Origin of the sequence: Paenibacillus oleatilyticus, assembly GCF_018998565.1 — a bacterium.
Classification (GTDB): domain Bacteria; phylum Bacillota; class Bacilli; order Paenibacillales; family NBRC-103111; genus Paenibacillus_G; species Paenibacillus_G oleatilyticus.
In genome coordinates, this window is sequence record NZ_JAHNZO010000039.1 from 41,221 (window position 1) to 68,199 (window position 26,979).

The following is a 26,979-nucleotide window of genomic DNA, read 5'->3' on the forward strand; positions in this document are numbered from 1 at the left end:
TGAAGTAGACCGTTCCATCCGTCATAATAAAACCATAATGAAATCATCGACAAGGATGACCGGCTTATGGCATTCGGTATTAAAAGAAAAGAGCTCGTTCAGTGGAAAGAAGCGGTCACACGTGGGGAGATCGCTTTTTTAACCCATTTTTGGTTCGATCCGCGTTTCCCGGAGTTTCATTCGGTCACCAAGGTCGGATGCTCGGATATGAAGCGGCTCGTCGCATGGTGCGAAGCCAACGGATTGAATCCCCGGTATATCCACGACCGCGAAAGCTTCCCGCACTACGACCTGATCGGACCGAAGCAGATCGAAATTTTGCAGAAGGAAGGGCTCGGGGAGCACATCGAACGATTCAAGCTGTGCTGATATCTCCCGCGGCTCCCCATACGGCGTCCGCCAGCAGCTCATACGAACGTAAGCGGCTTTCGTAGTCGGGTCCCAGCGTCACGATCATAAATTCGTCGACACCGCAATCCCTGTGCAGCTGCTCCAATGTCGCCTTCACTTGTCCCGGATTTCCGATCATCGGCTTGGGCCGGTCCGCTCCGCTGCCGCCTTCCGGCTCCAGCAGCCGCTTCGACTCGGACGCGAGCCTGCGGGCCTCCTCTTCCGTATCCGCGCACAGGACGCTCACGGCTATGATCGCACGCGGGGCGACTCCCAGGGACGTTGGCCGGAACTCCCGAACATAGGCGGAAAGCACTTCCGCCCCGTCCCGGTCGCTCATGAATTGGCCGAAGACGTATCCCGCCCCGAACTCCGCGGCATACGAGGCGCTTTTCTGATTCGTCCCAAGCAGCCATACCTCCGGATCGGCAGGAGGAACGGGCATGGCCCGGACCGGGACATCCTCCACGCGAAATTCGTCGGCAAGCAAGGCGGACAAAGAGCGAAGCGATTCAGGCAGCTGCCGGACATTTTCCAAAAAATTGCCGCTCAGCGCCATGCTCGTATGCGCCGACCCTCCCGGGGCCCGGCCGATTCCGAGATCGATCCGCCCGGGATACAAAGCCGCGAGCAGCCGAAACGTTTCAGCCACCTTGATCGGCTTGTAATGCGGCAGCAGCAGCGCCCCGGAGCCGAGCCGTATCCGCTCCGTGTGCGCACCGATATGCGACAGCAGCACTTCCGGCGCAGGGCAAGCCAACCCCGGCATATCGTGATGCTCCGCGGCCCAGTAGCGAGAATACCCCAGCTTCTCCGCCGTCTGCGCAAGTCTGCGTGCTTGCGCCAAAGCGGTCGAAGCATCGGCCCCTTCAAGCAAAGGAACAAGATCCAGCAGGCTTAGCTTCATGTACGTCATTGCTCCTCTCTCAGGGCTTGCTTCATTCTTTCTAAGTTTATCCAACATCTGCCGCAGCATCAACTTTGCCACATGACGGATTGGCTTCAGACCTTCAGGATCGTCAGTGGGAAAAGCCTCAGTCCCAAAATCCGCCGTCGGAGTGAATAATCTGTCCCGTCACCCACCGGGCGTCGTCGCCGGCCAGAAACCGGATCAATCGTGCGGCATCTTCCGGCTGTCCGATGCGTCCCATCGGGAATTTGGGAAGCAGCGTCCGCTTCAACGCTTCGTCCATCCACCCCGAATCAGTCGGTCCGGGATCGACCGCATTGACCGTGATCCGGTGCGGGGCCAGTTCCGCCGCGAGCGAGACGGTAAACGCCGAGATGGCCCCTTTGGTCGCAACATAGGCCAGATTCCCCGGCATCGGACCTTTGTCTTGTCCCGATACCAGATTGATGATCCGTCCGCCACTCCCCCCTTTCAACCTGCGGGCAAATTCCACCGAAAGCATGCAAGTGCCGCGAACATTGACGGCGTGATGCGCATCGAGAATATCTGCATTCAGCGCCTCGAAACCGACTTCTTCGCAATGCGTTGCGTTATTGATCAATATAAACGGGGTGCCAAGCCGGTGCTGCACTTCATCCAGCAGCCGAATCGCCGAATCTTGGTCAGATAAATCCAATTCCATTGACCCTGCCCTTACGCCGAGTGCGACAAGTTCCTCGGTCATCTGCTTCGGCCACTCCCACTCGCTTCCGTAAGGCTGGGCTTCGTCATATTTGCGCCAATGGGTAAAAAACAGATCGGCGCCTTCTTCTGCCAGCGCTCGGGCAATGCCGCTCCCGATGCCCCTACGGCGGCTCACTCCCGTCACAATGGCGATTTTGCCTTGCAATCTTTTCTCGTTCATACGATCATCCTCCTGTAGATGGAGACACGGCGGTGTGAGCTGCCGGAGGTGCAACTATTCCCGGCTGAACTAAAAAAGCGGATACCATAAGGTATCCGCTTGCCGGGTGTCGGGCTCGTTCCCATAGCGTCCCTGTAATGGTGACAGACAGACACACCTCTCCCGTTAAACTAATCGGGATCGTGCGCTATCCGGTTCGTCAACCATTACAAAGTTCCTGCCATCGGACAAATTCCCCTTTCCTGCATCTCTATCCTGATTGTACAAGAACGGCAATGACCGGTCAATCCAAAACAGGCCGAAAGTGACCCTCGATTCCATCGCCTCACCTTCCCGCACTTGAATCCTTTGCCCGAATAAGCTATACTACAACAAATTGAATGACCGACCATTTGCCTATGAAGAGCATCCAACTCGGAGGCGTTCTCGTTAAAGGGACCGATACCGTCCCTCAAGTGAACCGGGCCCGCCCGTTAACGCGGAACCAAAGCGGATCGGACCGCCATGCTGTCCGGTCAAGTTGGGTGGCACCGCGAGACAAGCGCTCCTCGTCCCAAAAGGATAGAGGGCGCTTTTTGTCATTTTCCAAGAAAAAGGAGCGGTACTACAATGCTGGACATTCACTGGATTCGCCAAAATCACGAGACGGTACAAACGGTCGCCGATCAAAAAGGAATCGCCGTTTCCGTCGCCGAGCTGCTCGCCTGGGACGAAAAAAAGCGAAATCTGCTTCAAGAGACCGAGAAGCTGCGCCACGCCCGAAACAAGCTGTCGGAGGAGATCGGCACTCTCGTTCGTTCGGGAAGCCATGAACAAGCCGAGCCGTTGAAACGTGACGTGAAGGAGCTGGGCAGCCGCTTGGCGGAGACCGAACCGGAGCTGGCCGAAGCGCAGCGTCAGTTCGATCAACTGATGCTGCGCATCCCGAACGTCGTATCTCCCGACACGCCTGTCGGACGTTCGGATGCCGACAATATTGAAATTCGGCGTACCGGGACGCTGCCCGTGTTCGCTTTCGAGCCCAAAGACCACGTAGCCCTTGGCGAGCTTCACCGGATGATCGACATCCCGCGCGGGGTCAAGACGGCCGGTACCCGGAACTATTACCTGCGGGGGCCCGGAGCGCTGCTGCACCGCGCCGTTCAGCAGCTTGCGGTGGATATGCTGCTAAGCCGGGGCTTTACGCTCATGGAGGTTCCGCTGCTCGTACGCGCGGATGCCTTGACCCATACGGGCTACTTTCCCTTCGGCCAAGATCAGGTGTACCGGATCGCGGACGAGGACAAGTGGCTGGTCGGCACCTCGGAGGTGCCGCTTGTTTCGTATTACAGCCATGAGGTGGTCAACGTCCGCGAACCGCTCATGCTTGCCGCCGTCTCGTCGTGTTTTCGAAGCGAGGTCGGCTCGGCAGGCAAAGACGTGCACGGCTTATACCGCGTGCATCAATTTTCCAAAGTGGAGCAGGTTATCGTGTGCGAAGCCGAGCTTGACCGTTCCGAGCCGCTGCTGGAAGCTATCACGAGCAACGCGGAAGAGCTTTTGCAGCTGCTGGAGCTGCCCTACCGGGTCATGGCCGTCTGTACCGGCGATATGTCGCAAAAAACGTATAAGCAGTACGACATCGAAACTTGGATGCCGAGCCGCCAAGCCTACGGCGAAACCCATTCGTCGTCCCATCTGTTCGACTTCCAGGCCCGCCGTTCGAACATCCGGTATCGCGATTCGGGCGGCAAGCTGCGCTACTGCCATACGCTCAACAATACGGCCGTCGCATCGCCGAGAATCCTAATCCCGCTGCTGGAAAATCACCAGGCCGAGGACGGCTCGATCCGGATTCCGCCGGCGCTGCGCCCGTACATGAACGGCATGGAGCGGCTGCTTCCTTCGTCCGAAGAATAACAAAAAAGGCCGGAGTTGTTACCCCGGCCTTTTCCACTCTAATCTGAACTAAAATGCATATGGGAACTTCATCAGCGTAACGACAAGAAAGAAGATGATGCCGTTGATCACGCTAAGCGACTTGATGGAACCGATGTGAGCCTTGATATTGCCGCCTGCCGGATCTTGCAGCGCCTTGCGCATTTTGCTGCCGAGAATGCCTGTCAGCGCCCCTATGGCGAGGAACAGCACGACCGCCAGCACCATCCAAAGTACCGAATAGTGCGCCTTGCTGACCAGATAACCGCCGGACAAAAATGCGATCACAAGCGCCAACTGCCCCGCACGGTTGGCGGCAAACAACACATTCAAGAAACCGAACTGCGCCGTTCCCGATTGCAGCGCCTCCACCCGCATCGCCAAAAACGGCAGCATGAGATAAAAGCCCATCAAAATGGCGCCGAGCACATGTAAATACAAAAACACTTGCTGCATAATCCCGGGACCCTCCCTATTCAACCTCGTTTTCTCTCTCCCCTAGTATACAAGACTATGAGCTTCCTAAGCAAATGTTACCCAGGCTTACGAATGGACCGCTTTACCCGCTTTCGCCGAGCGTTTGTCGCGCCACTTCTGTAAAATGACAAACAGCGACGGAACGACGATCAGCGTAAGCATGGTTGAATACAGCAGACCGGAAATAATCGTAATTCCCATCGGGCGCCACAAATTCCCGCCCATAATCGTCATCGGCAGCAAGCCGCCGATGGCCGTGGCCGTCGTCAGCAGAATCGGCCGGAGCCGCGCTTTCCCCGCTTCCGCTACCGCTTCGTACAAAGGCAGTCCGCGTTCGCGCGCCTGCTCGATAAATTCGATCAGAATGATCCCGTTCCGCACTACGATGCCCGCCAAGCTGACGAGCCCCATGAGCGCCATGAAGCCGATCGGCGAACCGGAAAGGAACAGACCGATGATCGCGCCGCCTGCCGCCAAATAGACGGTCGAGAGAATGAGCAGCGGAATCGACAGCGAGTAAAACTGCATGACCATAATGATGTAAATCAGCAAAATAACGATAACCGACAGCTTTCCGATGGAGGCAAACGCTTCGTTACGCTCCTCGTTTTCGCCGCCGAACTGAATCGAATAGCCTGCAGGAACATTGTAGCTTCCCAGCTTGGCCTGCAGATCCTTCACAATATCGTCCGCCAGCCGGTCCTGCGTATAGCTGCGAACGGTAATCGTCCGGGTCTGGTCGCGGTGATGAATCGACTTGATCATTTGGCTAGTGCGGATATCACCCAGCTCGCGCATCGCGACCGTGCCGCCTTTTTGCGTCGAGACGTACATTTTCTTCATCGTCTCCACCGGGTCGGCAGAACGCATCTTCGCGTATAGAATCACGTCGATCAGATCTTCGCCTTTCTGCATCTCCGACACTTCCAGCCCTTCGGTTGCCATTCTGAGCGTCGTGGAAAGATCCTTCTCATTCACGCCGAATAGACTCAACTTCGCCGGGTTCGGGTCAACCTCATAGGTGTTCATAACCTCTCCCACATCGTCGCTTACGCTGATCGTACCCGGGATTTCTTTCAGCATCGCTTGAACGTCCGCCGAAATCTGGCGAAGCTCCGACAGCTCGCTGCCACTGATGCGCAGGGCAATCGGCGCGCCGACAGGCGGTCCTTGCTCCAGCTCGCGCGGCGTAATCTCCACATCGGAGGGGAACATCGCCTTGAGCTGCTCCCGCCACTGCACGACGGCGGCTTTCGTATTCAACTGCTTCATATCGACCTTAACGAACAGCTGTCCGATCGAGATGCCCGTCTGATCCGCTTCAGTGTAATAAAAATGCGGAGCCGTACGTCCGGCATAAGCCGAGACAAAGCGCACACCCGGCTGCTCTTCCATCCATGCCGCCGCTTTGCGGATCGTAAACTCCGTTTCGGCAAACTGACGTCCGGACGGAAGCTTGAAGTCGATGAGCATCTCTTCCTTCTCCGCAGGCGGGAAATACTGCACCCCAAGCAGCGGCATCAAACCGAAAGCGGAGGTGCCCAGCAGCAGCGCAGCGAGCCCGGTCAGCAGCGGACGCCGCAAGAAGCGGTGAATCTGCTTGCCGTAAAAGGCACTCAGCCTTGCGATCGGCTTGCCCAGCAGACCCGGAGTTTCCGTCCCTTCGCTTCCGGACGCCGCCCCCGCACCTTTGGTCGGCTCGGCCTTGGAGCCTTTGCGGCGAAGCCGCCGCTCGCCCACCCATTGGCGGAAAATCGGAACAATGGTCAGCGACATCGCCATGGAAGCCGCAAGGGACAACGAAATGACAACAGGAAGCGGGCGAATGAAGCTGCCGATGTTGCCCTGCAGGAAAAACAACGGCAAAAACGCGGCAGCCGTCGCAATCGTCGCCGTCAGAATCGAAATGGCGACATCACGGCTTCCCTCCAGCGAGGCCGTAGCCGGATCGTCGCCCAGTTGCAAGCGGCGCTGAATATTGTCGTTCACGACGATGGCGTCGTCGACGAGAATTCCTAGCACGATGACGAGCGCGACGATCGTAATCTGATTCAGATCGATCCCCACCGTTTCGACGGGAATAAAACCGATCGTAATGGACACCGGAATGGCCAAGGCCACGATCAACGAAGTGCCGAACGTTAGTCCGAGAGAGCAGACAACGATAACCGAAATAATCCCCATCAGCAGCTCTCTGCCCAGCTCGTTGAACAGATGGTCGAGACTTTCCTTTTGCGTAAACAGCGACTCGATCCTCACATTGGCCGGCAGCTTCGGCCCCAGCTCCGCGACCTTCTTGTCGATGCGCTTCTGCAGCGACGGGACATCCGTACCTTTCTCCGAATTGATGACCAGGTCAAGGACGGGCTTTCCGTTATGTAAGATGGATACTTCTTTTTTCTTCGGCCGCAGCTTGACGTCGGCGACGTCCTTGATCTTCAGCGCGCTGCCGGGAGGCAGGCCCAGAAGCTCCGTATTCGCGATATCCTCGGCGGACTTCCATTCCCCGCCCATATTGACGTAATACTGCTTGGCGCCCTTGTCGACCGTACCGAGCGGCACCCGATCATGCTTATTTTTCAACGATTGAGCCACGATACCCCATGGCAGCCTGAGCGTATCCAGCTTTTCGGTATCGAGCGTGATCGCCACTTCTTGCTCGGGCAGGCCGACGACCTCGACGTTGCTTACGCCGGGGACAGTTGCAAGCTGCTTCTTCCAAGAGTCCATCGTCGTCCGTAGCGACTCCAACTCCTCCGGCGTCTCCACGACAAAATGCAAAATTTGCGCCGCAATTTTGCTCAGATCGTCGTTCACTTCCGGCTGGTGCGCGCCTTCCGGCAGGTCGTCTTGCGCGGACTGCACCTTCTGGCGCAGCGAGTCCCATGCCCTGCGGATATCCGTGTCCGACTTCAGCTCGACTTGAATGACTGACACATTGGCGGCCGAAGTGGAGCTGAGAACCTTGATGCCGCTGATTTCCTTAATTTTATCCTCCAGCGGACGGGTGACGAACTGCTCTACCTTTTCCGGCGAGGCCCCCGGATAGACGGTTTTCACCATCGCATACGTGATCTCGACCTCGGGATTCTCCCTCTGCTTCAAGGTGAAAATATTGAACACCCCGAGCACGACCGCCATCACGAAAAACAGCAGCGTCACCTTGCGGTATTTCAGCAACTTCGCGATCATTCTTCGTTCACATCCGTTTCCCGCAGGCAGTTGACGTTGATCCCGACGAGCACCTCGGCAAGCAGGTCAAGCTTTTCCAGACCGTATCCTTTTTCGATGAACCACTGGTAAGCGACCATCTCCACCATCCCGATCTCTGCATAAGCGGTCATTTCCAGCTGCTCGTCCGTATATCCGGGATAGACGTTGTTATGCTTGAACATTCCCTTGACAACCTCGCAAATATTGCCGTAAAACTGCTTCGCGATGTCCGCTATTTCCGGAGAGGCGGCACCATGCCGCTTCAAAATGTTAAGTATCGTCCGGTTTTGGTAATAAATGATCAGCGTCTCCCGGATCAAACCATCGTGCATTTGTTCGTTGCACAGATCTGGAGTGTCGACCGATTCCGGTTCGAGCGCGACGACGATCTCCTTCAAGCACTCCTCCGCCACGCTGCGGAACAAGTCTTCCTTGCTTTTGAAATAAAGATAAAACGTGCCCTGCGCCATGCCGGCATCCTTCACAATGTCCGACACTTTAGTGCTGTGATACCCTTTTTGCTCAAAAAGCTTCAGCGCCGACTCGACGATTTTGTCTCTCTTTTCTACGGCCAACGGCGAATTCTCCTCCCCTAGGATTCTCCTCACGGTAGATCCCGATATTATGACTGATTCGTCAGTCATTTCGTATCGTACCATGGATTGTCATGGCTTTCAATCCCTTAATCGGCAGTTTTTCATCGGCTCCGCTAAAGAAAAGGGAAATAAAAAAAGACCAGCTTCGGCCTTTACGGCGAAAACTGGTCTTACCTTGAACAGATAATATGCGATTAGCCCGTAACGACTTTGATGACGTTGCGTACGGATTCTGCGGATTTGTCGAGTGCCGCTTTCTCTTCCGGAAGCAGCTCCAGCTCGAATATTTTCTCGATGCCGTCGCCGCCAAGCAGCGTAGGTACGCCCATGAACAGGTTGTCATAGCCGTATTCGCCTTGGAGCAAAGCGATGGAAGGCAGAACGCGTTTTTTGTCTTTCAGGATCGCTTCCGTCATTTGCACGAGGGAAGCCGCCGGTGCGTAGTAAGCGGAGCCGTTGCCCAGCAGGTTAACGATCTCGCCCCCGCCGGTACGCGTACGCTTCACAATCGCTTCGATGCGATCAGCCGGAATGAGCTTCTCGATCGGAATTCCGCCAACATTGGAGTAACGAACGAGCGGAACCATGTCGTCCCCATGCCCCCCGAGTACGAAGCCGCGCACGTCTTCTACGGAAACGTTCAGCTCCTGCGCAATAAACGTGCAGTAACGAGCCGTATCCAGCACGCCGGATTGACCGATGACGCGGTTTTTCGGGAAGCCGAGCGTTTGGTAAGCGACATACGTCATGGCGTCTACCGGGTTGCTCAAGATGAGAACGATCGATTGCGGGCTCGTTCTTTTGATGTTTTCGCAAACGGATTTCACGATGCCTGCGTTCGTGTTCACGAGGTCGTCGCGGCTCATGCCCGGTTTGCGGGCAATCCCTGCCGTGATAATCACGATGTCGGAACCGCTGGTCTCGTCATAGTTGGACGTGCCGACAATGTTCGCGTCGAACCCTTGCACCGGGGAAGCTTCGAGCATATCAAGCGCTTTCCCTTTGGTCGGGTTCTCCAACTGAGGGATGTCCAGCAATACGACGTCGCCGAGTTCTTTTTGCGCTAGCATCAGCGCTGTTGTGGCACCTGTGAAGCCTGCGCCGACAACCGTAATTTTTTTACGTTGGATTGCCATAATCAATTCCTCCCATAGTTTGTGCTTTACCGCACATTAATTTTATGTTTCAATTTCGGGAATTAGCATATGACTTCGGCTTAATCTTTATCAGTGACGCATGGAAGCGTGTTCTTGTGCAGCACGGCGCTAGCTCGTGCGCATGAGAACAAACGCGTTCCTACAGCCAACCTAACACATAAACGCCCCAGCACGCATGAAAGCGTGTTTGCGGGCGCCTGGCTTCAGCCGGGCCGCCCGCAGACAAACGCGCTCTATTCTCAAACGCTACATGGGTGCGCCTCTACCCTGCCTACCAACAGCTTTCGTCGTCCAGGGGGCGAAACCTCCAAGTTTTGCGAAGCAAAACTGCTTCGTAAGCTCTCCCTTGTAAGGGAGGTTTGGATTCTTAGAAATTTTTGATGATCTCGTCGGCAAACGCGGAGCACTTCACTTCGGTTGCGCCTTCCATCAGACGGGCGAAGTCGTAAGTTACCGTTTTGTTGTTGATTGCCGTTTCCATGCCTTTGTAGATCAGGTCAGCCGCTTCCAGCCAGCCCAGGTGCTCCAGCATCATAACGCCGGACAAAATAACGGAGCCCGGGTTAACAACGTCGAGACCTGCGTATTTCGGAGCCGTACCATGCGTTGCTTCGAAGATCGCATGACCGGTTACGTAGTTAATATTTGCACCTGGAGCGATACCGATACCACCGACTTGAGCAGCTAGAGCGTCGGACAGGTAGTCGCCGTTCAGGTTGAGCGTAGCGATAACGTCGAAGTCCGTCGGACGAGTAAGCACTTGCTGCAGGGCGATGTCGGCAATCGCGTCTTTTACGATGATTTTGCCGGCAGCTTCTGCGTCTTTTTGCGCTTTGTTCGCCGCGTCAACGCCTTGCTCTTCTTTAATTTTGTCGTATTGAGCCCAAGTAAACGTTTTGTCGCCAAACTCTTGCTCGGCGAGCTCGTAGCCCCAGTTTTTGAACGCGCCCTCGGTGAACTTCATGATGTTCCCTTTATGTACCAGGGTCACGCTCTTGCGGTTATGCTGGATCGCATACTCGATCGCGGCGCGGATCAGACGCTTCGAGCCTTCGGAAGATACCGGCTTGATCCCGATACCGGACGTTTCCGGGAAGCGGATCTTTTTCACGCCCATTTCGTTTTGCAGGAAAGCAAGCACTTTTTTCACTTCGTCGGAACCTGCGGCCCACTCGATACCGGCATAGATGTCCTCCGTATTTTCACGGAAAATAACCATGTCTACCAGCTCCGGACGTTTAACCGGGGAAGGTACGCCTTTGAAGTAGCGAACCGGACGGGAGCACACATACAGATCCAGCTCTTGGCGAAGCGCAACGTTCAGGGAACGGATACCGCCGCCGATTGGCGTCGTCAGAGGTCCTTTGATCGCTACGATGTATTCGCGGATTGCCGTCAGCGTATCGTTCGGCAGCCAGTTATTGTATTTGTTGAAGGCTTTCTCGCCTGCAAAAACTTCGTACCATGCGATTTTTTTCTCGCCTTTGTATGCTTTCTCTACCGCTGCATCCAATACGCGCTTGGAAGCCGCCCAAATGTCCGGACCTGTGCCGTCGCCTTCGATGAAAGGAATGATCGGATTGTTCGGAACGTTCAGTTTGCCGTTCGTGATAGTGATGCGTTCGCCTTCGGTCGGAAGTGCATATTGTTCGAATTGTGCCATGAATAGGTAAGCCTCCTTGGAATGGTTTGGAGCCGCTGCAACAAGCTCCGTGGAATAGGGATGATGATGTCAAAAAGATACGGGAGCAGCGGCGTACGTCCCCTTCTTAGAAGACCGGTAACGCCGCAGCCGCCCGTAGGAGAGCTGCTTTTCTATTGCTTCCCGCAGGTGCGGGCATCCCAGCCGGATTAGCGCTGCTCGATCGGAACGAAGGCTTGGTGCGACGGTCCCGTATATTCGGCGCGCGGACGAATGAGGCGGTTATTATCGAATTGCTCGAGAATGTGCGCCGTCCATCCGGACGTACGGCTGATCGCGAAGATCGGCGTGAACAAGTCGCGCGGAATTTCGAGCGACGTGTAGACGGAAGCGGAGTAGAAGTCTACGTTCGGCTTCAGCCCTTTTTGGCCGGTGACGATCTCTTCGATTTGAATGGACATGTCGTACCAGTTCATGTTGCCGGTAATTTTACCGAGCTCCTGGGACATTTTTTGGAGATGCTTCGCGCGCGGGTCGCCGTTTTTATAAACGCGATGGCCGAAGCCCATAATTTTTTCTTTGTTGGCCAGCTTATCGTTGATATAGCTGGTCACGTTGTCCGCCGTGCCGATTTCTTCGAGCATCGCCATAACCGCTTCGTTGGCTCCGCCATGCAGCGGGCCTTTGAGCGCGCCGATCGCGGACGTTACACCCGAGTAAATATCGGACAGCGTCGCAACAGTTACGCGCGCGGCGAACGTCGAAGCGTTCAGCTCGTGGTCGGCATGAAGCACCAGAGCTTTGTCCAAAGCCTGGATGGCGATGGCTTCCGGTTGTTTGCCCGTGAGCATATACAAGAAGTTCTCGGCAACGGAAGAACAGGATTTCGGCGCGATCGGCTCTTGTCCTTGGCGGATGCGAGCGAATGCCGCTATGATCGTCGGCAGTTGCGCCTGCAGCTTGATCGCTTTGCGGAGGTTGGATTCCGGAGTCATATCGTTTGCCTCGGCATCGTACAGCGCCAAGCTGGAAACGGCGGTACGAAGCGCGGCCATGGAATTGACGTCTTTCGGGTACAGCTTAATTTGCTCGATCACTTCGGCAGGAACCGAAGCGTTGTCGCTCAGATCTTTGGTTAATTGATCCAGTTCGGAGCGATTAGGAAGCTTGCCGTACCATAACAAGTATACGACCTCTTCGAACGTGGCGTTCTCTGCAAGGTCGTCGATATTGATGCCGCGATAGGTGAGCACACCGTCTATAATGGAGCTGATGGAGGACGTTGTGGCTACAATTCCTTCCAAACCTTTGGTAGCAGTCAAGATAATCTCTCCTTTTGCGTTCGAATTCACATAATTCTAATATAAAGTATTTAGATACTAAAGTGAACAAATTCAGACATAAAAGTTCATTATCAGCACCATAAACAGATGCTATCTGCGGGATGAATCATATGTATTCAAACCTGTAAACCCCCATCCGTAAAGGATCTATCCAGTTTCATTATACTCATATTAACTCATAAAAAATCATAATGAATCCAGTTGGACGGCTTTATTTTAGATAGGTATTAAATCAACATAGTCCTTTTCTAATTCGCAATTCGTTGGTACATTCGAGGCAGAGGTGGTGAATTTTGAAAAAGCACGGCCTGATCGAAAAAATTATGATTATATCGATGTTGGTCCTCGTGATATTTTTTATTGGTACATTTTTTGTAATCAGATATATTTTTCAGCATATTTCCTTTGCCCCTTAGCGAGGAGATTATCGGGAGGCGGTTCAGTGGACTTCCATCTGCCGTAACGGTAAAATAAAACTAACTTTCACCCGTTAGCAGGAGGACCAGCCATGAACAACAGCCGGCGAATCGGCATCATTGACATCGGCTCCAACTCGATCCGGTTGGCCGTAAACGAACAAACGACGGGCGGAGCATACCGCGTGATCGGCGAATTTAAGGAATCCGCTCGCTTGAGCCAGCGGATCGGCGCCGACGGGACATTGGCTCAAGCGGATATTCAGGTGATCGTGCAGATTTTGTCGCATTTTAAACGAATATGTCACGCTCACGAAGTGACCGAATACCGGGTAGCCGCTACGGCCGCCATCCGCAATGCCGCAAATTCTCAGGAAATTCTGGACACGCTGCGGCGCGAAAGCGGTTTTCACGTCGAGCTGCTGTCTGGGGAGGATGAAGCCCGACTTGGCTTCTTGGGCATGATCCAAACGATGGATATTTCGGACGGTTTTCTTGTCGACATCGGCGGGGGAAGCACTGAAATTTCGCTCTTCCGCGACCACGCCTTGATCCGCAGCGTATCGTTTCCTTTCGGTGCGGTCAATACGACGCGCAAATTTGCGTCAAACGGCGAATTCCACGAAGAACAGCTGCGGGGCATCCGCCAGATGGTCGAGGACGCGCTTGCCCGCGAGCCCTGGATTCGACAGGCTCCCGGCCTGCCGCTCGTCGGGCTCGGAGGCGGCGTCCGGACGCTATGTAAAATCAATCAGCGCAAGCGCAAATATTCCTTGCCGCTTACGCATAATTATACGATCCCCGCGGCCGAAGTGGACGAGCTCGCCTCCTGGCTCCCGCTCATGCCCGGAGAAAAACGCAAAAAAATCGACGGCCTGTCCAAAGACCGCTACGATATTATCGTACCGGGACTGCTGATTCTTCAGACGATCTTTCAGGCGGCCGGCGCTTCGCACTATGTCGTCAGCGGCGCGGGCTTGCGGGACGGCCTGTTCTTCGAAAGCTTTTATCCAGTCGACACGGAGCTAAAGCATATGGCCGAGCGAAGCGCAGACAACCTGCTCGCCCTTCATTCGACGGCTCCCCAGGCGCATCTCTCACAGGTTAGCCGGACGGCCTTGAAGCTGTTCGATGCCTTGACGGAGGCGGGAAAGCACCGCTTCGAGCCGCGCGTGCGCCTGTGCCTGATCATCGCGGCCAAGCTGTACCGGATCGGCGCTTCGCTTAGCTATTACCAGTATCCGAAGCATTCGTTCCACATGATTGCACACACGCGCATCGACGGTCTGACCCACCGCGAAATTCTCATTTGCGCCTTGACCGCTTCGTACAAAACAAAAGCACGGACCCAGCAGGCCGTGCAGCATCACAAGGATATTTTGAAAAAAACCGATACCGACCTGATCGCCAAGCTCGGCACGCTGCTTAAGCTCGCCGTCGCTCTCGACATTAGCGAGACGCAGGCGCTGGAAGTGACAAACGCGTTCTCGGAAAGCAAAGCGCTGCATTTAAGGCTGAAAGCAAAGCACGACCCCTCTGCGGAATACAGAGAGGTCCTCGGATTGCAAAAAGAATTTAAGAATACGTGGGGACAGCAGCTCAAAGTTCACGAGTCGTCGTTTTCCACGAACTGATGCGCATGGCCGCAAATTGACTGCGAAGCTGCAGCACGTTTCCTTCCGAGCGGACATGCTCGTACATGCCGTTCGGTTGGAGCTGCCGCGCCTTCACGTTATCCTTCAGGCTGAGCCCCAATATATTGATCAGCGACTGCTGGATGCTTTTGTCAAATACGGGGCACATCAGCTCGACGCGCCGCGTCAGGTTCCGGGTCATCCAGTCCGCGCTGGCGATATACACTTCCGGCTCCCCACCGTTCTCGAAATAAAAAATGCGCGAGTGCTCCAAAAACCGGTCCACGATGCTGCGCACCGTGATCCGCTCGCTCAGTCCCGGAACACCGGGTCGCAAGCAGCATACGCCGCGCACGATCAGATCGATCTCGACCCCCGCCTGCGAGGCCGCATACAGCTCGTCGACCATCTGCTGGTTCGATAGCGAGTTGAACTTGGCAATGATCCGTGCCGGCTTGCCTTCGGCGGCGTGCTTCGCTTCGCGGCGAATTTTCTCGAACAGTTTATCCATCATGTCGGTAGGCGCCACGCCGAACGCTTTCCAGTTGTGCGGCGCCGAATAGCCGGTCACCTCGTTAAACAGCGCGGAAGCGTCCTCCCCGATCTCCTTATGCGACGTAAACAAGCCGATATCGGTGTACAATCTTGCCGTATTGTCGTTGTAATTCCCCGTGCCCACGTGCACGTACCGCCGCAGCCCATCCGCTTCCTGCCGGACGACCAGCGTAATTTTGGCATGCGTCTTCAGCCCCACGAGCCCGTAAACGACGTGGCAGCCCGCCTGCTCCAGCTTGCGCGCCCAAGCGATGTTGCGCTCTTCGTCAAACCGCGCCTTCAGCTCCACCACGACCGTGACCTGCTTGCCGGACTCCGCCGCACGGGCAAGCCCTTGAATAAGCGGGGAATTGCCGCTGACCCGGTACAGCGTCATTTTGATGGCGAGCACTTGCGGATCGTAAGCCGCTTGGAGCACAAAATCGGTGACGGCATCGAACGACTCGTATGGGTGATACACCAGCACATCCTGCTGCCTCAGCTTGGCGAACAGATCCTCGACATCGTCGAGCTCGGAAGGATATACCGGTTGGATCGGGGCATAGCGCAAATGATCGAAGCCTTGGAGCGCCGACGCCATTTTCATAAAATACGTCAGGTCGAGCGGCCCGTCGATTTCAAAAATATTCTCGACAATCTCAAACTCCTCCGTCAACTGCTCCAACGCATACGGGTGAATGCCCTTCTGTACCTCCAGCCGGACCGGCGTCCCCCAGCGCCGCTTGCGGAGCTGGATTTCGATCTCCTCGAGCAAATCCTCGGCGCCTTCCTCGTTCAGCGTCAAGTCCGCGTTGCGCGTCAGCCGGAACGCATGGACCGACATCGGAATATAGCCGCTGAACAGCGTATGGATGTGTTTTTCAATAAGATTTTCCATAAGAATGAATTCGCGCTTCTTGCTGTTGGTTCGTCCGGGCACCGCCAGGTAACGGCTTAAATTCGACGGCACCTGAAGGATGGCAAAATACGGTTCGTCCTCCGGATCGTCGCCTGCCTTCATCAGCACGACCGCCAAATATAAAGCCTGAGTCCGCACCAGAGGAAAAGGCCGCGACTGGTCGACCGCCATCGGCGTCAGCACAGGAAAGACGATATCGTGGTAATATTCGTCCATCGCTTTGCGCTGGGTTACGTTCAAATCGTCGTATTCGGTAAAAATAATGCCTTCTTTGCCAAGCTGCCGGATGATGTCCCGGTACGTCTTGTACTGCTCCGTTACCATTTTGGAGGAGCGCTTCATGACCCGTTTGAACAATCCGGCGGGCGTATAGCCGGTGAAATCTTTTTTGGTATGGCCCGCTTTGATCTGATCCTTGATGCCGGCTACGCGGACACTCATAAACTCGTCTAAATTAGAAGAAACGATCGATAAAAATTTGACGCGTTCAAGCAGCGGCGTCTCGGGGTCCTGCGCCTCCTCCAGCACGCGCCAGTTGAATTCGACCCAACTTAAGTCGCGGTTCAGATAATGGTTGGCGGTCTCACGTGCGGCAATATCCTTCATAAGGTAGTAAACCCTCCATGGTCATTCACCGTTTAGCTTCATTTCATCTGCTTTCTACATCGTAATTCGACAATGTTAAGCGAGCGTGCTCTTTTTGTTAATTTTATGTAAACGCAAGGGAAAATACACCTAAATTTTATCCGGGACGGATTCAAAAAGAGCTTTATCATTATACAACGAAAAGAGCTCCCGAAGGAACTAGCCTCTTCAGGAACTCTTCACGTAACGACAATCGTTGGAAATCAAAGGATCTAATCGGTTGACGGCAGGACGGTTTTTGCGATTTTTCCGTCCAAGGCTTCGTAATCGTAATATCGGATCATATCGTACAGCTCCTTGCGGGTTTGCATGTCTTGAAGCGATCCCGCTTGCGTCCCGGTACGGCTGATTTCAGCAAATACGCGCTCGTAAGCTTTGGCCGCGACACGCAGCGAGGTTACCGGATAAATGACCATATTGAAGCCCCAGGCCTCGAACTGCTCAGCGGTATAATACGGCGTTTTTCCGAACTCCGTCATATTGGCCAGCAGCGGCGCGTCGATGGCGGAGCGGAACCGCTTGAACTCCTCCTCGCTCTCCAGCGCCTCCGGAAAAATCCCGTCCGCTCCCGCCGCCAAATAATGCTTGGCCCGGTCAACCGCCGCTTCGAAGCCTTCTACGCTTTTGGCGTCCGTGCGGGCGATGACGACGAGCGTTGGGCTGATTTCCTTGATCGTCTTGATTTTTTGCATCATTTCTTCGGTTGAAACGAGCTTTTTGCCGTTCAGGTGGCCGCATTTCTTCGGCATTTCCTGATCCTCGATCTGGACGGCGGCCACCTTGGCTTCGACCATTTCCTTGGCCGTCCGGGCTGCGTTCAAGATGCCGCCGAAGCCGGTATCGATATCGACCAGCAGCGGAAGCATCGAGACACGGACGAGCTCGCGGGCCCGGTCCGCAACTTCATTGGAATAGATCAGCCCGAGATCCGGCAAGCCCCGGCTGGCCGTATAGGCGGCACCGGACAAATAAAGCGCCTCGAAACCGAATTGTCCGGCGATTCTGGCCGCCATTCCGTCGTGCGCACCCGGAATTTTGAGAATCGGCCCCGCTTCCATCCGTTTCCGAAAAGCGGCCGCCAGCTCCCGTTGCTCCTTCTCCTGCTCCATCAACCATGCCATCGCTACTCCTCCCGGGAAGTCGTATTCCGCAACCTTACCGTTAAACTAAATGACGTACAAATTCATATATTCATTGACCGGCATCTGTTCCAACTGCTCCAAGTCAAGCGACAGTTCGAGGATTTGCGCTGCTTTTGGCTTAGGGAATCTCGTCAGCAGATTGGCTTCGAATTTGTCGATCACCTTCGGCAGTCCTTCGGCCCGTCGTCTGCGGTGACCGATCGGGTATTCGCACTCCACGTTCACTGTCTCCGTTCCGTCCTTGAACCGGATTTGGATCGCATTGGCAATCGACCGTTTGTCCGGATCGAGGTAATCCCGGCTGTACTGCGGATTCTCCGTGACGACCATCTTGTCCCGCAGCGCATCGATTCGCGGGTCGGCGGCCGCCTCATCCTCATAATGCTCCGCCGTCAATTCGCCATGCAGCAAGCCTACCGCCACCATGTATTGAAGGCAGTGGTCCCGGTCCGCCGGGTTATGCAGCGGGCCTTTCTTATCGATGATGCGGATGGCCGATTCATGCGTCGTAATCGTAATCCGATCGATCTCGTCCAGCCGGTCCTTGATTTGCGGGTGCAGCGCAAAGGCGCATTCGACGGCGGTCTGGGCGTGGAATTCGGCGGGGAAGGAAATTTTAAACAATACGTTCTCCATCACGTAAGAGCCGAGCGGGCGTGCAAGCTTCAGGAGCTTGCCCTGGAACAATACGTCCTGGAAGCCCCACGTTTTGGCCGAAAGCGCGGTGGCGTATCCCATTTCGCCGTTGACGGCCATGAGAGCCAGACGAACCGCGCGGCTGGTCGCATCTCCGGCCGCCCACGATTTGCGCGATCCCGTATTCGGCGCGTGCCGGTACGTGCGCAAGCTGCCGCCGTCCAGCCAGGCGTTGGAAAGCGCGTTGACCACCTCGTCCCGGCTGCCGCCCAGCATCGCCGTAACGACGGCCGTTGAAGCAATCTTCACCAAAAGCACGTGATCCAAGCCTACGCGGTTGAAGCTGTTTTCGAGGGCGAGCACCCCTTGAATTTCGTGCGCCTTCACGGCGGCGTCCAGCACGTCCCGCATCCGCAAAGGGGCTTTGCCTTCCGCGATCCGGACGCGGCTGAGATAGTCGGCTACCGCCAAAATGCCGCCCAAATTGTCCGAAGGATGTCCCCACTCGGCAGCCAGCCACGTATCGTTATAATCAAGCCAGCGGATCATGCACCCGATATTGAACGCCCCGTGCACGGGGTCGAGCTCATAGCGGGTTCCCAGCACCCGGCAGCCGTGAGGCACGGTGACACCCGGTACGACGGGCCCGAGATGCTTCGCGCATTCCGGAAAGCGCAGCGCCAAAATGGCGGTGCCGAGCGAATCCAAGACAACGTGCTGTGCAATGCGCCGGGCTTCGGGACTTTGGACCTCGTATTCTAACGCGTAATCCGCGATGTCAACTAATAATTGGTCCGCAGCGGCTGCGGTTCGTCCTTGTTCATAGGCCATAGATGAGTTTCCTGCCATATCGATGTCTCCTCCCACTAGTTATGAGCCGACCGAGGCCGAATTGGGGTGCAAATCGCGCGGTCCCTTGTACAGAACACGAGGCCGGAAAAGCCGGTTGTTCGCGTGCTGCTCCATCACATGTGCGCAGACGCCAACCGTCCGGGCGGCGAGAAAGACCGGGGTGAATAGGTCGATCGGAATGCCCAGCAAATAATAAACCGGCGCGGCGTAGTAATCGAGGTTCGGATACAATCCTTTTTCGCGGTTCATCACCTCTTCGCCGATGACGCACATGCGGTACAGCTTCTCTTCGTTTTTGGCGGCCGCAAGCAGGGCTAACGCCTCTTTCATCAGCATCGCGCGCGGGTCCGGCTTCTTCATGTACACCCGGTGGCCGAAGCCCATGATGCGCTCCTTGCGGGACAATTTGCCTAGGATCAGCGGCTCCATCCTGTCCTCATCTCCCGCTTCCAGCAGCATCTTCATCACCGCTTCGTTCGCTCCGCCATGCAGCGTGCCTTTCAGCGAAGCGACGGCGCCGGTCAGCGCCCCGTACAGATCGGCCTGCGTGGAAGCAATGACTCGCGCGGCAAAGGTCGAGTTAGGCATCTCATGCTCGCTGTATACGATCAGCGACTGATCGAATGTCCTCTCTTCCATTTCGGAAGGAACCTTCCCGGTAATCATGTACAAGAAGTTGGCGCTGTATGAAAGGTCTTGGCGGGGCTCCACCAGAGGCTGCCGCCTGGAGGCATGATAGCTGGCCGCCACGATCTGCGGTACTTTTGCCAGCAACCGGATCGATTTGCGGTAATTCGCTTCCCGCGACCGGTCTTCGATATCCTGATCATAGCCGGCAATGGCGGAAATGCCCGTGCGCAGGGCATCCATCAGATGCGTCTGCTGCGGAAGCAGGCGCAGGATCGACAGCGCATCCTCCGGCAGTCCGTATTCCGTCTTGAGGCTAAGTTCGAGAGCATTCCGCCATTCGGGCGTAGGCAGACTGCCGTCAAGCATTAACGAAACGACGTCCAAATAAGTAACGGTGTTGGCCAATTCGATAAGATCGTAACCCCGCAGCACAATTTGTTCTTTTTCAACATCCAAATAGGAAATTTCGGTCTCGCTCGCGATAACGTTTTCAAGGCCGGGCTGGAATGATCCGCTCATCGTTCTTTCGCTCCTCCCGATGGTTTGACTTTGCCCCTTCAGTATATCGACCCGCTGGAAAACGCGTCCAATATCCGTTACGTCCTTCCTGATATGCGGAACGTATCAAGCCGGGCGGAAAGGTCTCTTCGTTCCACCGCCGTATGTCCGGCCGAGCTTCAAAAATTCGTGCAGCACCGGCGCTTTCTCGTCTTTCCGCCAAATAAACGCCGTTTCCAGAACGGCGGCTTCCTGAATGTCCCTGTAAACGACCCCTTGATTTTGCTGGTGCCGAAAAGACGCGGGAACTAAAGCAATTCCCATTCCTTCGGCAACAAAGGCGACAACGGTTAAGATTTCAGGCGCTTCCAGCGCAATATGAGGCGAAAATCCGGCCTTATAGCATAAATGGATGACGGCATCGTGATAGGTCGAACCGTTTTGCCTGGGCGACAAAATAAACGGCTCATGCTCAAGATCGCGGACGCTAAGCGCTTGCCGGCCGGCCAACGGATGCGCTTCGGGAAGCACCGCCATAAACGGCTCGCGCATAAACCGCTCCGTATTCAGATGCGGACTGTGAATCGAGGCGCGCACAATTCCGAGATGAATGCTTTTTTCGTGCAGCGCTTGCAGTTGGCTCCCGCTCTTCATTTGATGGAGCTTCAATTCCACCGAAGGAAAACGCAGCCGATACTGCTGCAGCAGCGGAACGATGTGGTAAGTCGCCGAACCGACAAAGCCGATCGCCAGTATGCCCGTCTGCCCCCGGCTCGCTTTCTCTGCCGCCTCCCGCGCTTGCTCCACACGCGCTAATGCCGACCGCGACTCCTCCAGAAACACTTTCCCCGCATCCGTTAATTCAACGTGCTGCTTGCTTCGGGAAAATAACGGGAATCCAAGCTCTTCCTCCAGCTTGCGGATTTGCTGGCTTAACGGGGGCTGCGCCATGTTGAGGCGTGCAGCCGCCCGGCCAAAATGCAGCTCCTCCGCAACGGTTACGAAGTATCGCAAATGACGCAGTTCCATCGTGCCTCTCCCCTTTTGATCGTTCAATCCTTGGCTTGTACTTAAATTATACTATAGGGACGAATCATTTTGGAAAATATAGCATAAATAGGAATAGGACCTGACCAAAAAGGCCAAGTCCTTCATTGTTTTTAGGTTAGCGGAATTGTGATGCGCATATTAGCCCATGGCTTTGACAAGGAGGGCATATAAGTCCGGCACTTCCCTGTCGATCCGCACCGGCTTCCAATCCTGATTCAACCAGACGTGCTGCGTTCCTCCGGTGACCAGCATTTCCTCGCCGCGTTTAATTTCATAAGCGAACCGGATTCGAAGACTCGTCAACTCGACAATTTTGGTATCAATCGTCACCAAATCGTCGTAACGGGCGGGCGCGCGGAATTTCAGGTCCGCCTCGATCACCGGCAGCAGCAAGCCGCGGGTCTCCAGCCCTTGATAAGGCATACCCAGCTCGCGGATCATCTCGGTCCGGCCGACTTCAAACCAATTCAAATAGTTGCCGTGATACACGACGCCCATCTGATCCGTTTCCTGATAGCGGACGCGTAAAGTATGCTGCATACGAACCTCCTGAATCCCTATGGAAGATAGGTGTAAAGCAAAGGAGCGAAACCGCTGTTCGATTTCGCTCCGCTTGTTCTGCTATCGCAAGGCTTCGACGACGTTCTATTTACAGCACGCGGGCGCGGCCGGAATAGATGACGCCGACTTCCGGATAGATGGATACTTCGTCATTGTCTTTCAAGATGCCAAGCGCGTTGTCTACACCGACGATGACCGGTTTGCCCAAGCTGATGCCGACAACCGCCGCATGGGACGTGATACCGCCCGTTTCGGTAACCACTGCCGCCGCTTTCTCGAAGGCCGGCATGTAGTCTTTATCGGTCGTCACGGTAACCAGAATGCAGCCCTCGGTCGTCTTCGCATTCGCTTCTTCGGCGGAGCGGGCTGTCACGACGTGGCCTGTGGCGATTTGCGTGCCGATCCCTTGGCCTTTGGCAATCATTTCACCGATTTGATGAACTTTGATCAAGTTTGTCGTTCCGGAGCGGCCGACCGGTACGCCTGCAGTGATGACGACGAGATCGCCCAAGCTGACGAGGCCGGCCTTTACGCTAGCGTCTACGGCATGCTCGAACAATTGGTCCGTCGAGGTGCAGGTCTCGCCCTTCACCGGAATAACGCCCCATACGAGCGACAGACGGCGCAGCACGCGATCGTTCGGCGTTACCGCGATGATCGGCGCTTTCGGACGGTACTTGGACACCATACGCGCCGTATAGCCGCTTTCCGTGGAAGTCAGAATCGCTTTGGCGTCCAGATCAAGCGCCGAGTTCGCTACCGCTTGGCTGATCGCCTCGGTTACGGTTGTCTGCTGCGCATTGCTTTGACGGATAAAGATTTCCCGATATTCCAATGCCGATTCCGCACGCTCGGCGATGCGGGCCATCGTCTGAACGGACTCTACCGGGTATTTCCCTGCCGCCGTTTCGCCGGACAGCATCACGGCATCCGTGCCGTCGAAGATCGCGTTCGCCACGTCGCTCGCTTCCGCACGCGTCGGGCGCGGGTTGCGCTGCATGGAGTCCAGCATCATCGTAGCCGTAATAACCGGTTTGCCGACCTGGTTACATTTTTTGATCATCGCTTTTTGCACGATCGGCACGTCTTCGGCCGGAATTTCCACGCCGAGATCGCCGCGCGCTACCATGAGACCGTCGGATACCTCTAGAATTTCGTCGAGGTTTTCCACGCCTTCCTGGTTTTCGATTTTGGAGATGATTTGAATATGCGTTGCGTTATGGCGGTCAAGAATTTCGCGGATTTCAAGGACGTCGCTCGCTTTGCGCACGAAAGAAGCAGCGATAAAATCCACTCCCTGCTGAATGCCGAAAATGATATCGTTCGCGTCTTTTTCCGTGATGCCCGGCAGGTTGATTTTTACCCCCGGCACGTTCACGCCTTTCTTGCCGCCGAGCAGTCCGCCGTTTTTAATCCGGCACACGATATCGGTTCCGCGGATATCCTCTACCGTCAGTCCGATCAGGCCGTCATCGATCAGAATGGTGGAACCGATCTTTACATCTTTGTAAAGGTCCCTGTATGTGATGGAAACGCGCTCGGCATCGCCGAGTACTTCCTCCGTCGTTAAAGTAATCAGATTGTCCTGGAGCAGCTCGACTTTTTGATCGTCCTTCAGCTTGCCGGTCCGGATTTCCGGTCCTTTGGTATCAAGCAGAATGGCTACGCTTTTGCCGAGCTCCTGACAAGCTTGACGCACGTTTTTGATTCTGTTGCCATGCTCTTCGAAATCGCCGTGGGAGAAGTTCAGCCGAGCAACGTTCATCCCTGCATCAATAAGCTTCTTGAACATGTCCAGCGATTCGCTGACCGGTCCGATGGTACACACAATTTTTGTTTTACGCATGATTTCCCTCCTGGATGGTGGTGAACCGACCGATTTGTCTAAATTTATTATAGCGGTCTTCTATTAATTCATTCTCCGTCATCTTGAGCAATTCCTGCAAGTGGGTCCACAACATTTGCTTGATCGATTCCGCCTGCAGGGCAACATCCCGATGGGCACCGCCCTTCGGTTCGGGAATGATCGCATCGATAACGCCGAGCTTCAAAATTTCGTCCGCCGTAATCTTCATCGCTTCGGCTGCTTCCATCGATTTTGAAGCGTCTTTATATAAAATCGAGGCTGCGCCTTCCGGGCTGATGACCGAATAAATCGCATTTTCAAGCATAAATACGCGGTTGCCTACGCCAAGCGCCAGAGCGCCGCCGCTGCCGCCTTCGCCGATGACGACGCACAAGACGGGCACCCGCAGGGACGCCATCTCCATCAGATTCCGGGCGATCGCTTCGCCTTGCCCTCTCTCTTCCGCCGCATTGCCGGGATAAGCGCCTTTCGTATCGATGAACGTGATGATCGGGCGCTTGAACTTGTCCGCCTGCTTCATAAAGCGCAGCGCTTTGCGGAAGCCTTCCGGATGCGGGCTGCCGAAGTGACGCGCAATGTTGTCCTTCGTATCTTTCCCCTTCTGATGGCCGACCACCGTCACCGGAATGCCGTTAAAACGCGCGATGCCCCCTACAATGGCCAGGTCGTCGCCAAATAAACGGTCTCCGTGGAGCTCGATGAAATCGGTGAACAAATGCTGAATGTAGTCAAGCGTCGTCGGACGCTGCGGATGACGGGCAACCTGCATTTTTTGCTTGGTCGACATGCCGGCGTACAATTCCGTTTCGAGCTGCTCCAGCCGCTGCTCCAAGCGCTTGATCTCCTCGGAGAAATCGATCTGCTTGTCCGCTCCGAACTTGCGCAGCTCGTCGATTTTGGCGCGAAGCTCGACTAGCGGCTGCTCAAAAGGCATTTCACTAGCCATTAACGGTTTCCTCCTTTACCGCGTGCATGCTAAGAAGACGGGTCAGCGTACTGCGCATTTCTTTGCGGTGCGAGACCAGGTCCACTTGTCCATGCTTCAGGTTGAATTCCGCCGTCTGGAAGCCTGGCGGCAGCTTGATTTTCATCGTCTGTTCGATGACGCGTCCGCCGGTAAAGCCGAACGCTGCGCCCGGCTCGGCAATAATGTAGTCTCCGAGCATCGCGAAGCTCGCGCTGACACCGCCGAAGGTCGGGTCGGTAATGACGGAAACGTACAGGCCGCCCTGCTCGTTCAGCTTGGCAATCGCCGCGCTCGTTTTCGCCATCTGCATCAGGCTGAGAATGCTTTCCTGCATCCGCGCGCCGCCCGATGTGGAGAAAATGATAACCGGCCGGTTCGTCCGGGTCGCATGCTCGATGGCGTTTGTCACCTTTTCGCCGACAACCGATCCGAGCGATCCGCCCATAAAGTCGAAGCTCATCACCGCTACGACGACCGGATACCCTCCGATCGTTCCTTCGCCGGTAATGACGGCATCCTGCATGCCGGTGGCTTCCACCGCTTTGTTGTACTTGGCTATGTAGTCAGGGAATTCCAGCGGGTCCTGGGATGCCATCTCGCTGTCAAATTCCACAAAGCGGCCTTCGTCCATCGTCATCTGAATACGCTCAACGGCATTCAGCTTGTAATGGTACTCGCAGGCGGTGCATACCTTTAAGTTTTTATCAAGCTCTTTGTTGTACTGGATCGTCCCGCACTTGGGACACTTGTTCATCAGGCCTTCCGGGATTTCACGCTTCGGACGCTCTTCAGGAACGTCGATAGCTCCGTCCATCACCCGGTTCGGAGCCGTCCTGTCCACGGAAGGAACCGTGGCATATTTTCTTTTTTTTTGAAACAAGTCTTTAAATTGCACAATTACACCTCACTTGAGATATTGGGACTTGTTTAGGATCTATGCAAAATGGAGTTCAGCACTTCCTGAACCTCTTCCAATTCGCCTTCGGGAACGACGATTTCAAACTGGTTTTTGGTCATGTTGATAGCGCGGACTTGAACAAGGAAGCCTTCTTCTGTAAGTCTTTGCTTGATTCTTTCAGCGATTTTAGCGGTCGGAGCGATATAGATAACCGTCCACATGAAAAAAGACCTCCCGAACATAATGCAATAATGATATCATAAGTGCACTTTTTCCCGCAACCGAAGTTCGGTATGCCGGAAGGGGAGGTCTTTATCCTTAAAAGGCGCGCCGTTTCAGCAAATCTCGACGTCAGGTTTGCGGCGGGAGGCCGTCCGCCTCATCCTGATGCCTGTGTGCGATCCGGGCCGAAGCCGCGGCGGCCAGTCCCGCCACCAGGTCGTCCAAAAAGACGTGAATGCGCTTCGGATGGTCGTTCAGCTCGCGGATGATGCCCGGTTTTTTCTTGTCCAAATAACCGAAGCTGGTCAGCCCGACCATGCCATATACGTGAACGATGCCAAGCGCCAAGGTCTCGTCCACGCCGTACAAGGGCGCATCCGTCTCCATCAGTCCCTGCAACGGTTCGGGCAGCCCCTTCCGTTCGGCCAGCTCGTCCAGCGCGATACCGGTATAAAGCACGTATTGGACTTCCCGCTTTTGGAGCACCGCCATCACGCTCTCGACGCACGCCTCCGCGGAAAGCGCGGGATTATAGGGAAGCTGCAGCTCGCGCACAATTTCCGCTATGCGTTCGACGGTTACGCCGCGCTTCTTCAAATATTCGACAATACGTTGGCAGGACATAAAAACAACGCCTCCTCCGGTTCCATTCGTAACTCGTGCAAACCGGCGAGTCTCACGTCTCGCCGAACTGGGTGCGGGTTACTAAATGTATGCGGGGGAGGCGCGATTTATTTCACTTTTACGCTCTCTTTGCCGAGCAGCTCCTCAATGCGGGCGAACAGCTCGGGAGAAGGCTTTACTTTGTATTGATCGCTTAAGCCAAGCGATTTCTGGGTCCGCTCGTAGTATAGCACAACCGGCAACGGACCGCCATGTCCGGCGATCAGCCGCTTGAGCGATTCCAGCACCGCCGGCTGTTCGCGCTGCGGCGAGATGCGCATGTAGACGCGCTGCCC

The 26,979-nt window shown here is 55.3% G+C and carries 23 protein-coding genes; 3 read left to right on the plus strand and 20 right to left on the minus strand.

Features of this window, described 5'->3' with window-relative positions:
• The first annotated feature begins 66 nt into the window (after window positions 1-66).
• Window positions 67-369: a hypothetical protein gene (locus tag KQX66_RS32440; protein WP_216797703.1), complete on the plus strand. Its 303-nt coding sequence runs from the start codon at window positions 67-69 to the stop codon at window positions 367-369.
• On the opposite strand, the gene KQX66_RS32445 is transcribed toward KQX66_RS32440, so the two are convergent.
• Window positions 356-1,297 (minus strand): MsnO8 family LLM class oxidoreductase, encoded by a 942-nt coding sequence (locus KQX66_RS32445; protein WP_216797704.1) that lies wholly within the window; start codon window positions 1,295-1,297, stop codon window positions 356-358. The genes KQX66_RS32440 and KQX66_RS32445 overlap by 14 nt on opposite strands.
• Window positions 1,298-1,424: 127 nt before the next feature.
• A complete protein-coding gene (locus KQX66_RS32450; protein WP_216797705.1) occupies window positions 1,425-2,204 on the minus strand; it encodes an SDR family oxidoreductase in 780 nt (259 codons plus the stop codon).
• A 609-nt stretch (window positions 2,205-2,813) separates the two neighbouring features.
• Here KQX66_RS32450 and serS point away from each other — a divergent pair.
• Window positions 2,814-4,103, plus strand: a complete 1,290-nt coding sequence (serS, locus tag KQX66_RS32455) for a serine--tRNA ligase (RefSeq protein ID WP_216797706.1) — start codon at window positions 2,814-2,816, stop codon at window positions 4,101-4,103.
• 48 nt (window positions 4,104-4,151) lie between these two features.
• Here serS and KQX66_RS32460 read toward each other — a convergent pair whose 3' ends face one another.
• The 6 genes from KQX66_RS32460 to citZ form a co-directional block, all read right to left on the minus strand.
• Window positions 4,152-4,577 carry a hypothetical protein gene (locus tag KQX66_RS32460; protein ID WP_216797707.1) on the minus strand — a complete coding sequence of 142 codons (426 nt, stop codon included), beginning with the start codon at window positions 4,575-4,577 and terminating at the stop codon, window positions 4,152-4,154.
• A gap of 87 nt (window positions 4,578-4,664) precedes the next feature.
• Window positions 4,665-7,790 carry an efflux RND transporter permease subunit gene (locus tag KQX66_RS32465; protein ID WP_216797708.1) on the minus strand — a complete coding sequence of 1,042 codons (3,126 nt, stop codon included), beginning with the start codon at window positions 7,788-7,790 and terminating at the stop codon, window positions 4,665-4,667.
• Window positions 7,787-8,386, minus strand: coding sequence for a TetR/AcrR family transcriptional regulator (locus KQX66_RS32470; protein WP_216797709.1), 600 nt, complete (start codon window positions 8,384-8,386; stop codon window positions 7,787-7,789). Before KQX66_RS32470 ends, KQX66_RS32465 begins: the two co-directional genes overlap by 4 nt.
• A 215-nt stretch (window positions 8,387-8,601) precedes the next feature.
• Window positions 8,602-9,543 (minus strand): malate dehydrogenase, encoded by a 942-nt coding sequence (mdh, locus tag KQX66_RS32475; RefSeq protein ID WP_216797710.1) that lies wholly within the window; start codon window positions 9,541-9,543, stop codon window positions 8,602-8,604.
• Window positions 9,544-9,931: 388 nt separating this feature from the next.
• A complete protein-coding gene (gene icd, locus KQX66_RS32480; protein WP_216797711.1) occupies window positions 9,932-11,227 on the minus strand; it encodes an NADP-dependent isocitrate dehydrogenase in 1,296 nt (431 codons plus the stop codon).
• 188 nt (window positions 11,228-11,415) lie between these two features.
• Window positions 11,416-12,528 carry a citrate synthase gene (gene citZ / locus KQX66_RS32485; RefSeq protein WP_216797712.1) on the minus strand — a complete coding sequence of 371 codons (1,113 nt, stop codon included), beginning with the start codon at window positions 12,526-12,528 and terminating at the stop codon, window positions 11,416-11,418.
• Window positions 12,529-13,057: 529 nt separating this feature from the next.
• Here citZ and KQX66_RS32490 point away from each other — a divergent pair.
• Window positions 13,058-14,599 carry a Ppx/GppA phosphatase family protein gene (locus KQX66_RS32490; protein ID WP_216797713.1) on the plus strand — a complete coding sequence of 514 codons (1,542 nt, stop codon included), beginning with the start codon at window positions 13,058-13,060 and terminating at the stop codon, window positions 14,597-14,599.
• Here KQX66_RS32490 and ppk1 read toward each other — a convergent pair.
• The 12 genes from ppk1 to KQX66_RS32550 all read right to left on the minus strand — a co-directional run.
• Window positions 14,565-16,658: a polyphosphate kinase 1 gene (gene ppk1 / locus KQX66_RS32495; RefSeq protein WP_216797714.1), complete on the minus strand. Its 2,094-nt coding sequence runs from the start codon at window positions 16,656-16,658 to the stop codon at window positions 14,565-14,567. The genes KQX66_RS32490 and ppk1 overlap by 35 nt on opposite strands.
• Window positions 16,659-16,909: 251 nt before the next feature.
• Complete coding sequence (gene prpB / locus KQX66_RS32500; RefSeq protein ID WP_216797715.1) at window positions 16,910-17,818, minus strand: methylisocitrate lyase; 909 nt, start codon at window positions 17,816-17,818, stop codon at window positions 16,910-16,912.
• A 45-nt stretch (window positions 17,819-17,863) separates the two neighbouring features.
• Window positions 17,864-19,324 carry a bifunctional 2-methylcitrate dehydratase/aconitate hydratase gene (locus KQX66_RS32505; protein ID WP_284439870.1) on the minus strand — a complete coding sequence of 487 codons (1,461 nt, stop codon included), beginning with the start codon at window positions 19,322-19,324 and terminating at the stop codon, window positions 17,864-17,866.
• Between the two features lie 21 nt (window positions 19,325-19,345).
• Window positions 19,346-20,476, minus strand: coding sequence for a citrate synthase (gene mmgD, locus KQX66_RS32510; protein WP_216797716.1), 1,131 nt, complete (start codon window positions 20,474-20,476; stop codon window positions 19,346-19,348).
• A 105-nt stretch (window positions 20,477-20,581) separates the two neighbouring features.
• Entirely contained in the window at window positions 20,582-21,484 is a 903-nt protein-coding gene (locus tag KQX66_RS32515) for a LysR substrate-binding domain-containing protein (RefSeq protein WP_216797717.1), read from the minus strand.
• Window positions 21,485-21,643: 159 nt separating this feature from the next.
• A complete protein-coding gene (locus KQX66_RS32520; protein ID WP_216797718.1) occupies window positions 21,644-22,045 on the minus strand; it encodes an acyl-CoA thioesterase in 402 nt (133 codons plus the stop codon).
• A 109-nt stretch (window positions 22,046-22,154) separates the two neighbouring features.
• A complete protein-coding gene (gene pyk, locus KQX66_RS32525; RefSeq protein ID WP_216797719.1) occupies window positions 22,155-23,912 on the minus strand; it encodes a pyruvate kinase in 1,758 nt (585 codons plus the stop codon).
• Window positions 23,905-24,879, minus strand: a complete 975-nt coding sequence (locus KQX66_RS32530; RefSeq protein WP_216797720.1) for an acetyl-CoA carboxylase carboxyltransferase subunit alpha — start codon at window positions 24,877-24,879, stop codon at window positions 23,905-23,907. The genes pyk and KQX66_RS32530 overlap by 8 nt, the downstream gene beginning before the upstream one ends.
• On the minus strand, window positions 24,872-25,795 hold the full coding sequence (accD, locus tag KQX66_RS32535; RefSeq protein WP_216797721.1) for an acetyl-CoA carboxylase, carboxyltransferase subunit beta: 924 nt from the start codon (window positions 25,793-25,795) through the stop codon (window positions 24,872-24,874). The genes KQX66_RS32530 and accD overlap by 8 nt, the downstream gene beginning before the upstream one ends.
• 32 nt (window positions 25,796-25,827) lie before the next feature.
• A complete protein-coding gene (locus KQX66_RS32540) occupies window positions 25,828-26,019 on the minus strand; it encodes a hypothetical protein (protein ID WP_010496159.1) in 192 nt (63 codons plus the stop codon).
• Window positions 26,020-26,149: 130 nt separating this feature from the next.
• Window positions 26,150-26,644 (minus strand): phosphatidylglycerophosphatase A family protein, encoded by a 495-nt coding sequence (locus tag KQX66_RS32545; protein WP_216797722.1) that lies wholly within the window; start codon window positions 26,642-26,644, stop codon window positions 26,150-26,152.
• Window positions 26,645-26,751: 107 nt separating this feature from the next.
• Window positions 26,752-26,979: hypothetical protein (locus tag KQX66_RS32550; RefSeq protein WP_216797723.1), on the minus strand; the 228-nt coding region annotated here is incomplete at its 5' end.

Bases quoted from the DNA above. Each gene is read 5' to 3' on its own strand.
- KQX66_RS32440 (WP_216797703.1), top strand. From the start codon at position 67: ATGGCATTCGGTATTAAAAGAAAAGAGCTCGTTCAGTGGAAAGAAGCG.
- KQX66_RS32445 (WP_216797704.1), bottom strand. From the start codon at position 1,297: ATGAAGCTAAGCCTGCTGGATCTTGTTCCTTTGCTTGAAGGGGCCGAT.
- KQX66_RS32450 (WP_216797705.1), bottom strand. From the start codon at position 2,204: ATGAACGAGAAAAGATTGCAAGGCAAAATCGCCATTGTGACGGGAGTG.
- serS (WP_216797706.1), top strand. From the start codon at position 2,814: ATGCTGGACATTCACTGGATTCGCCAAAATCACGAGACGGTACAAACG.
- KQX66_RS32460 (WP_216797707.1), bottom strand. From the start codon at position 4,577: ATGCAGCAAGTGTTTTTGTATTTACATGTGCTCGGCGCCATTTTGATG.
- KQX66_RS32465 (WP_216797708.1), bottom strand. From the start codon at position 7,790: ATGATCGCGAAGTTGCTGAAATACCGCAAGGTGACGCTGCTGTTTTTC.
- mdh (WP_216797710.1), bottom strand. From the start codon at position 9,543: ATGGCAATCCAACGTAAAAAAATTACGGTTGTCGGCGCAGGCTTCACA.
- icd (WP_216797711.1), bottom strand. From the start codon at position 11,227: ATGGCACAATTCGAACAATATGCACTTCCGACCGAAGGCGAACGCATC.
- KQX66_RS32490 (WP_216797713.1), top strand. From the start codon at position 13,058: ATGAACAACAGCCGGCGAATCGGCATCATTGACATCGGCTCCAACTCG.
- ppk1 (WP_216797714.1), bottom strand. From the start codon at position 16,658: ATGAAGGATATTGCCGCACGTGAGACCGCCAACCATTATCTGAACCGC.
- prpB (WP_216797715.1), bottom strand. From the start codon at position 17,818: ATGGCATGGTTGATGGAGCAGGAGAAGGAGCAACGGGAGCTGGCGGCC.
- KQX66_RS32505 (WP_284439870.1), bottom strand. From the start codon at position 19,324: ATGGCAGGAAACTCATCTATGGCCTATGAACAAGGACGAACCGCAGCC.
- mmgD (WP_216797716.1), bottom strand. From the start codon at position 20,476: ATGAGCGGATCATTCCAGCCCGGCCTTGAAAACGTTATCGCGAGCGAG.
- KQX66_RS32515 (WP_216797717.1), bottom strand. From the start codon at position 21,484: ATGGAACTGCGTCATTTGCGATACTTCGTAACCGTTGCGGAGGAGCTG.
- KQX66_RS32520 (WP_216797718.1), bottom strand. From the start codon at position 22,045: ATGCAGCATACTTTACGCGTCCGCTATCAGGAAACGGATCAGATGGGC.
- pyk (WP_216797719.1), bottom strand. From the start codon at position 23,912: ATGCGTAAAACAAAAATTGTGTGTACCATCGGACCGGTCAGCGAATCG.
- KQX66_RS32530 (WP_216797720.1), bottom strand. From the start codon at position 24,879: ATGGCTAGTGAAATGCCTTTTGAGCAGCCGCTAGTCGAGCTTCGCGCC.
- KQX66_RS32540 (WP_010496159.1), bottom strand. From the start codon at position 26,019: ATGTGGACGGTTATCTATATCGCTCCGACCGCTAAAATCGCTGAAAGA.
- KQX66_RS32545 (WP_216797722.1), bottom strand. From the start codon at position 26,644: ATGTCCTGCCAACGTATTGTCGAATATTTGAAGAAGCGCGGCGTAACC.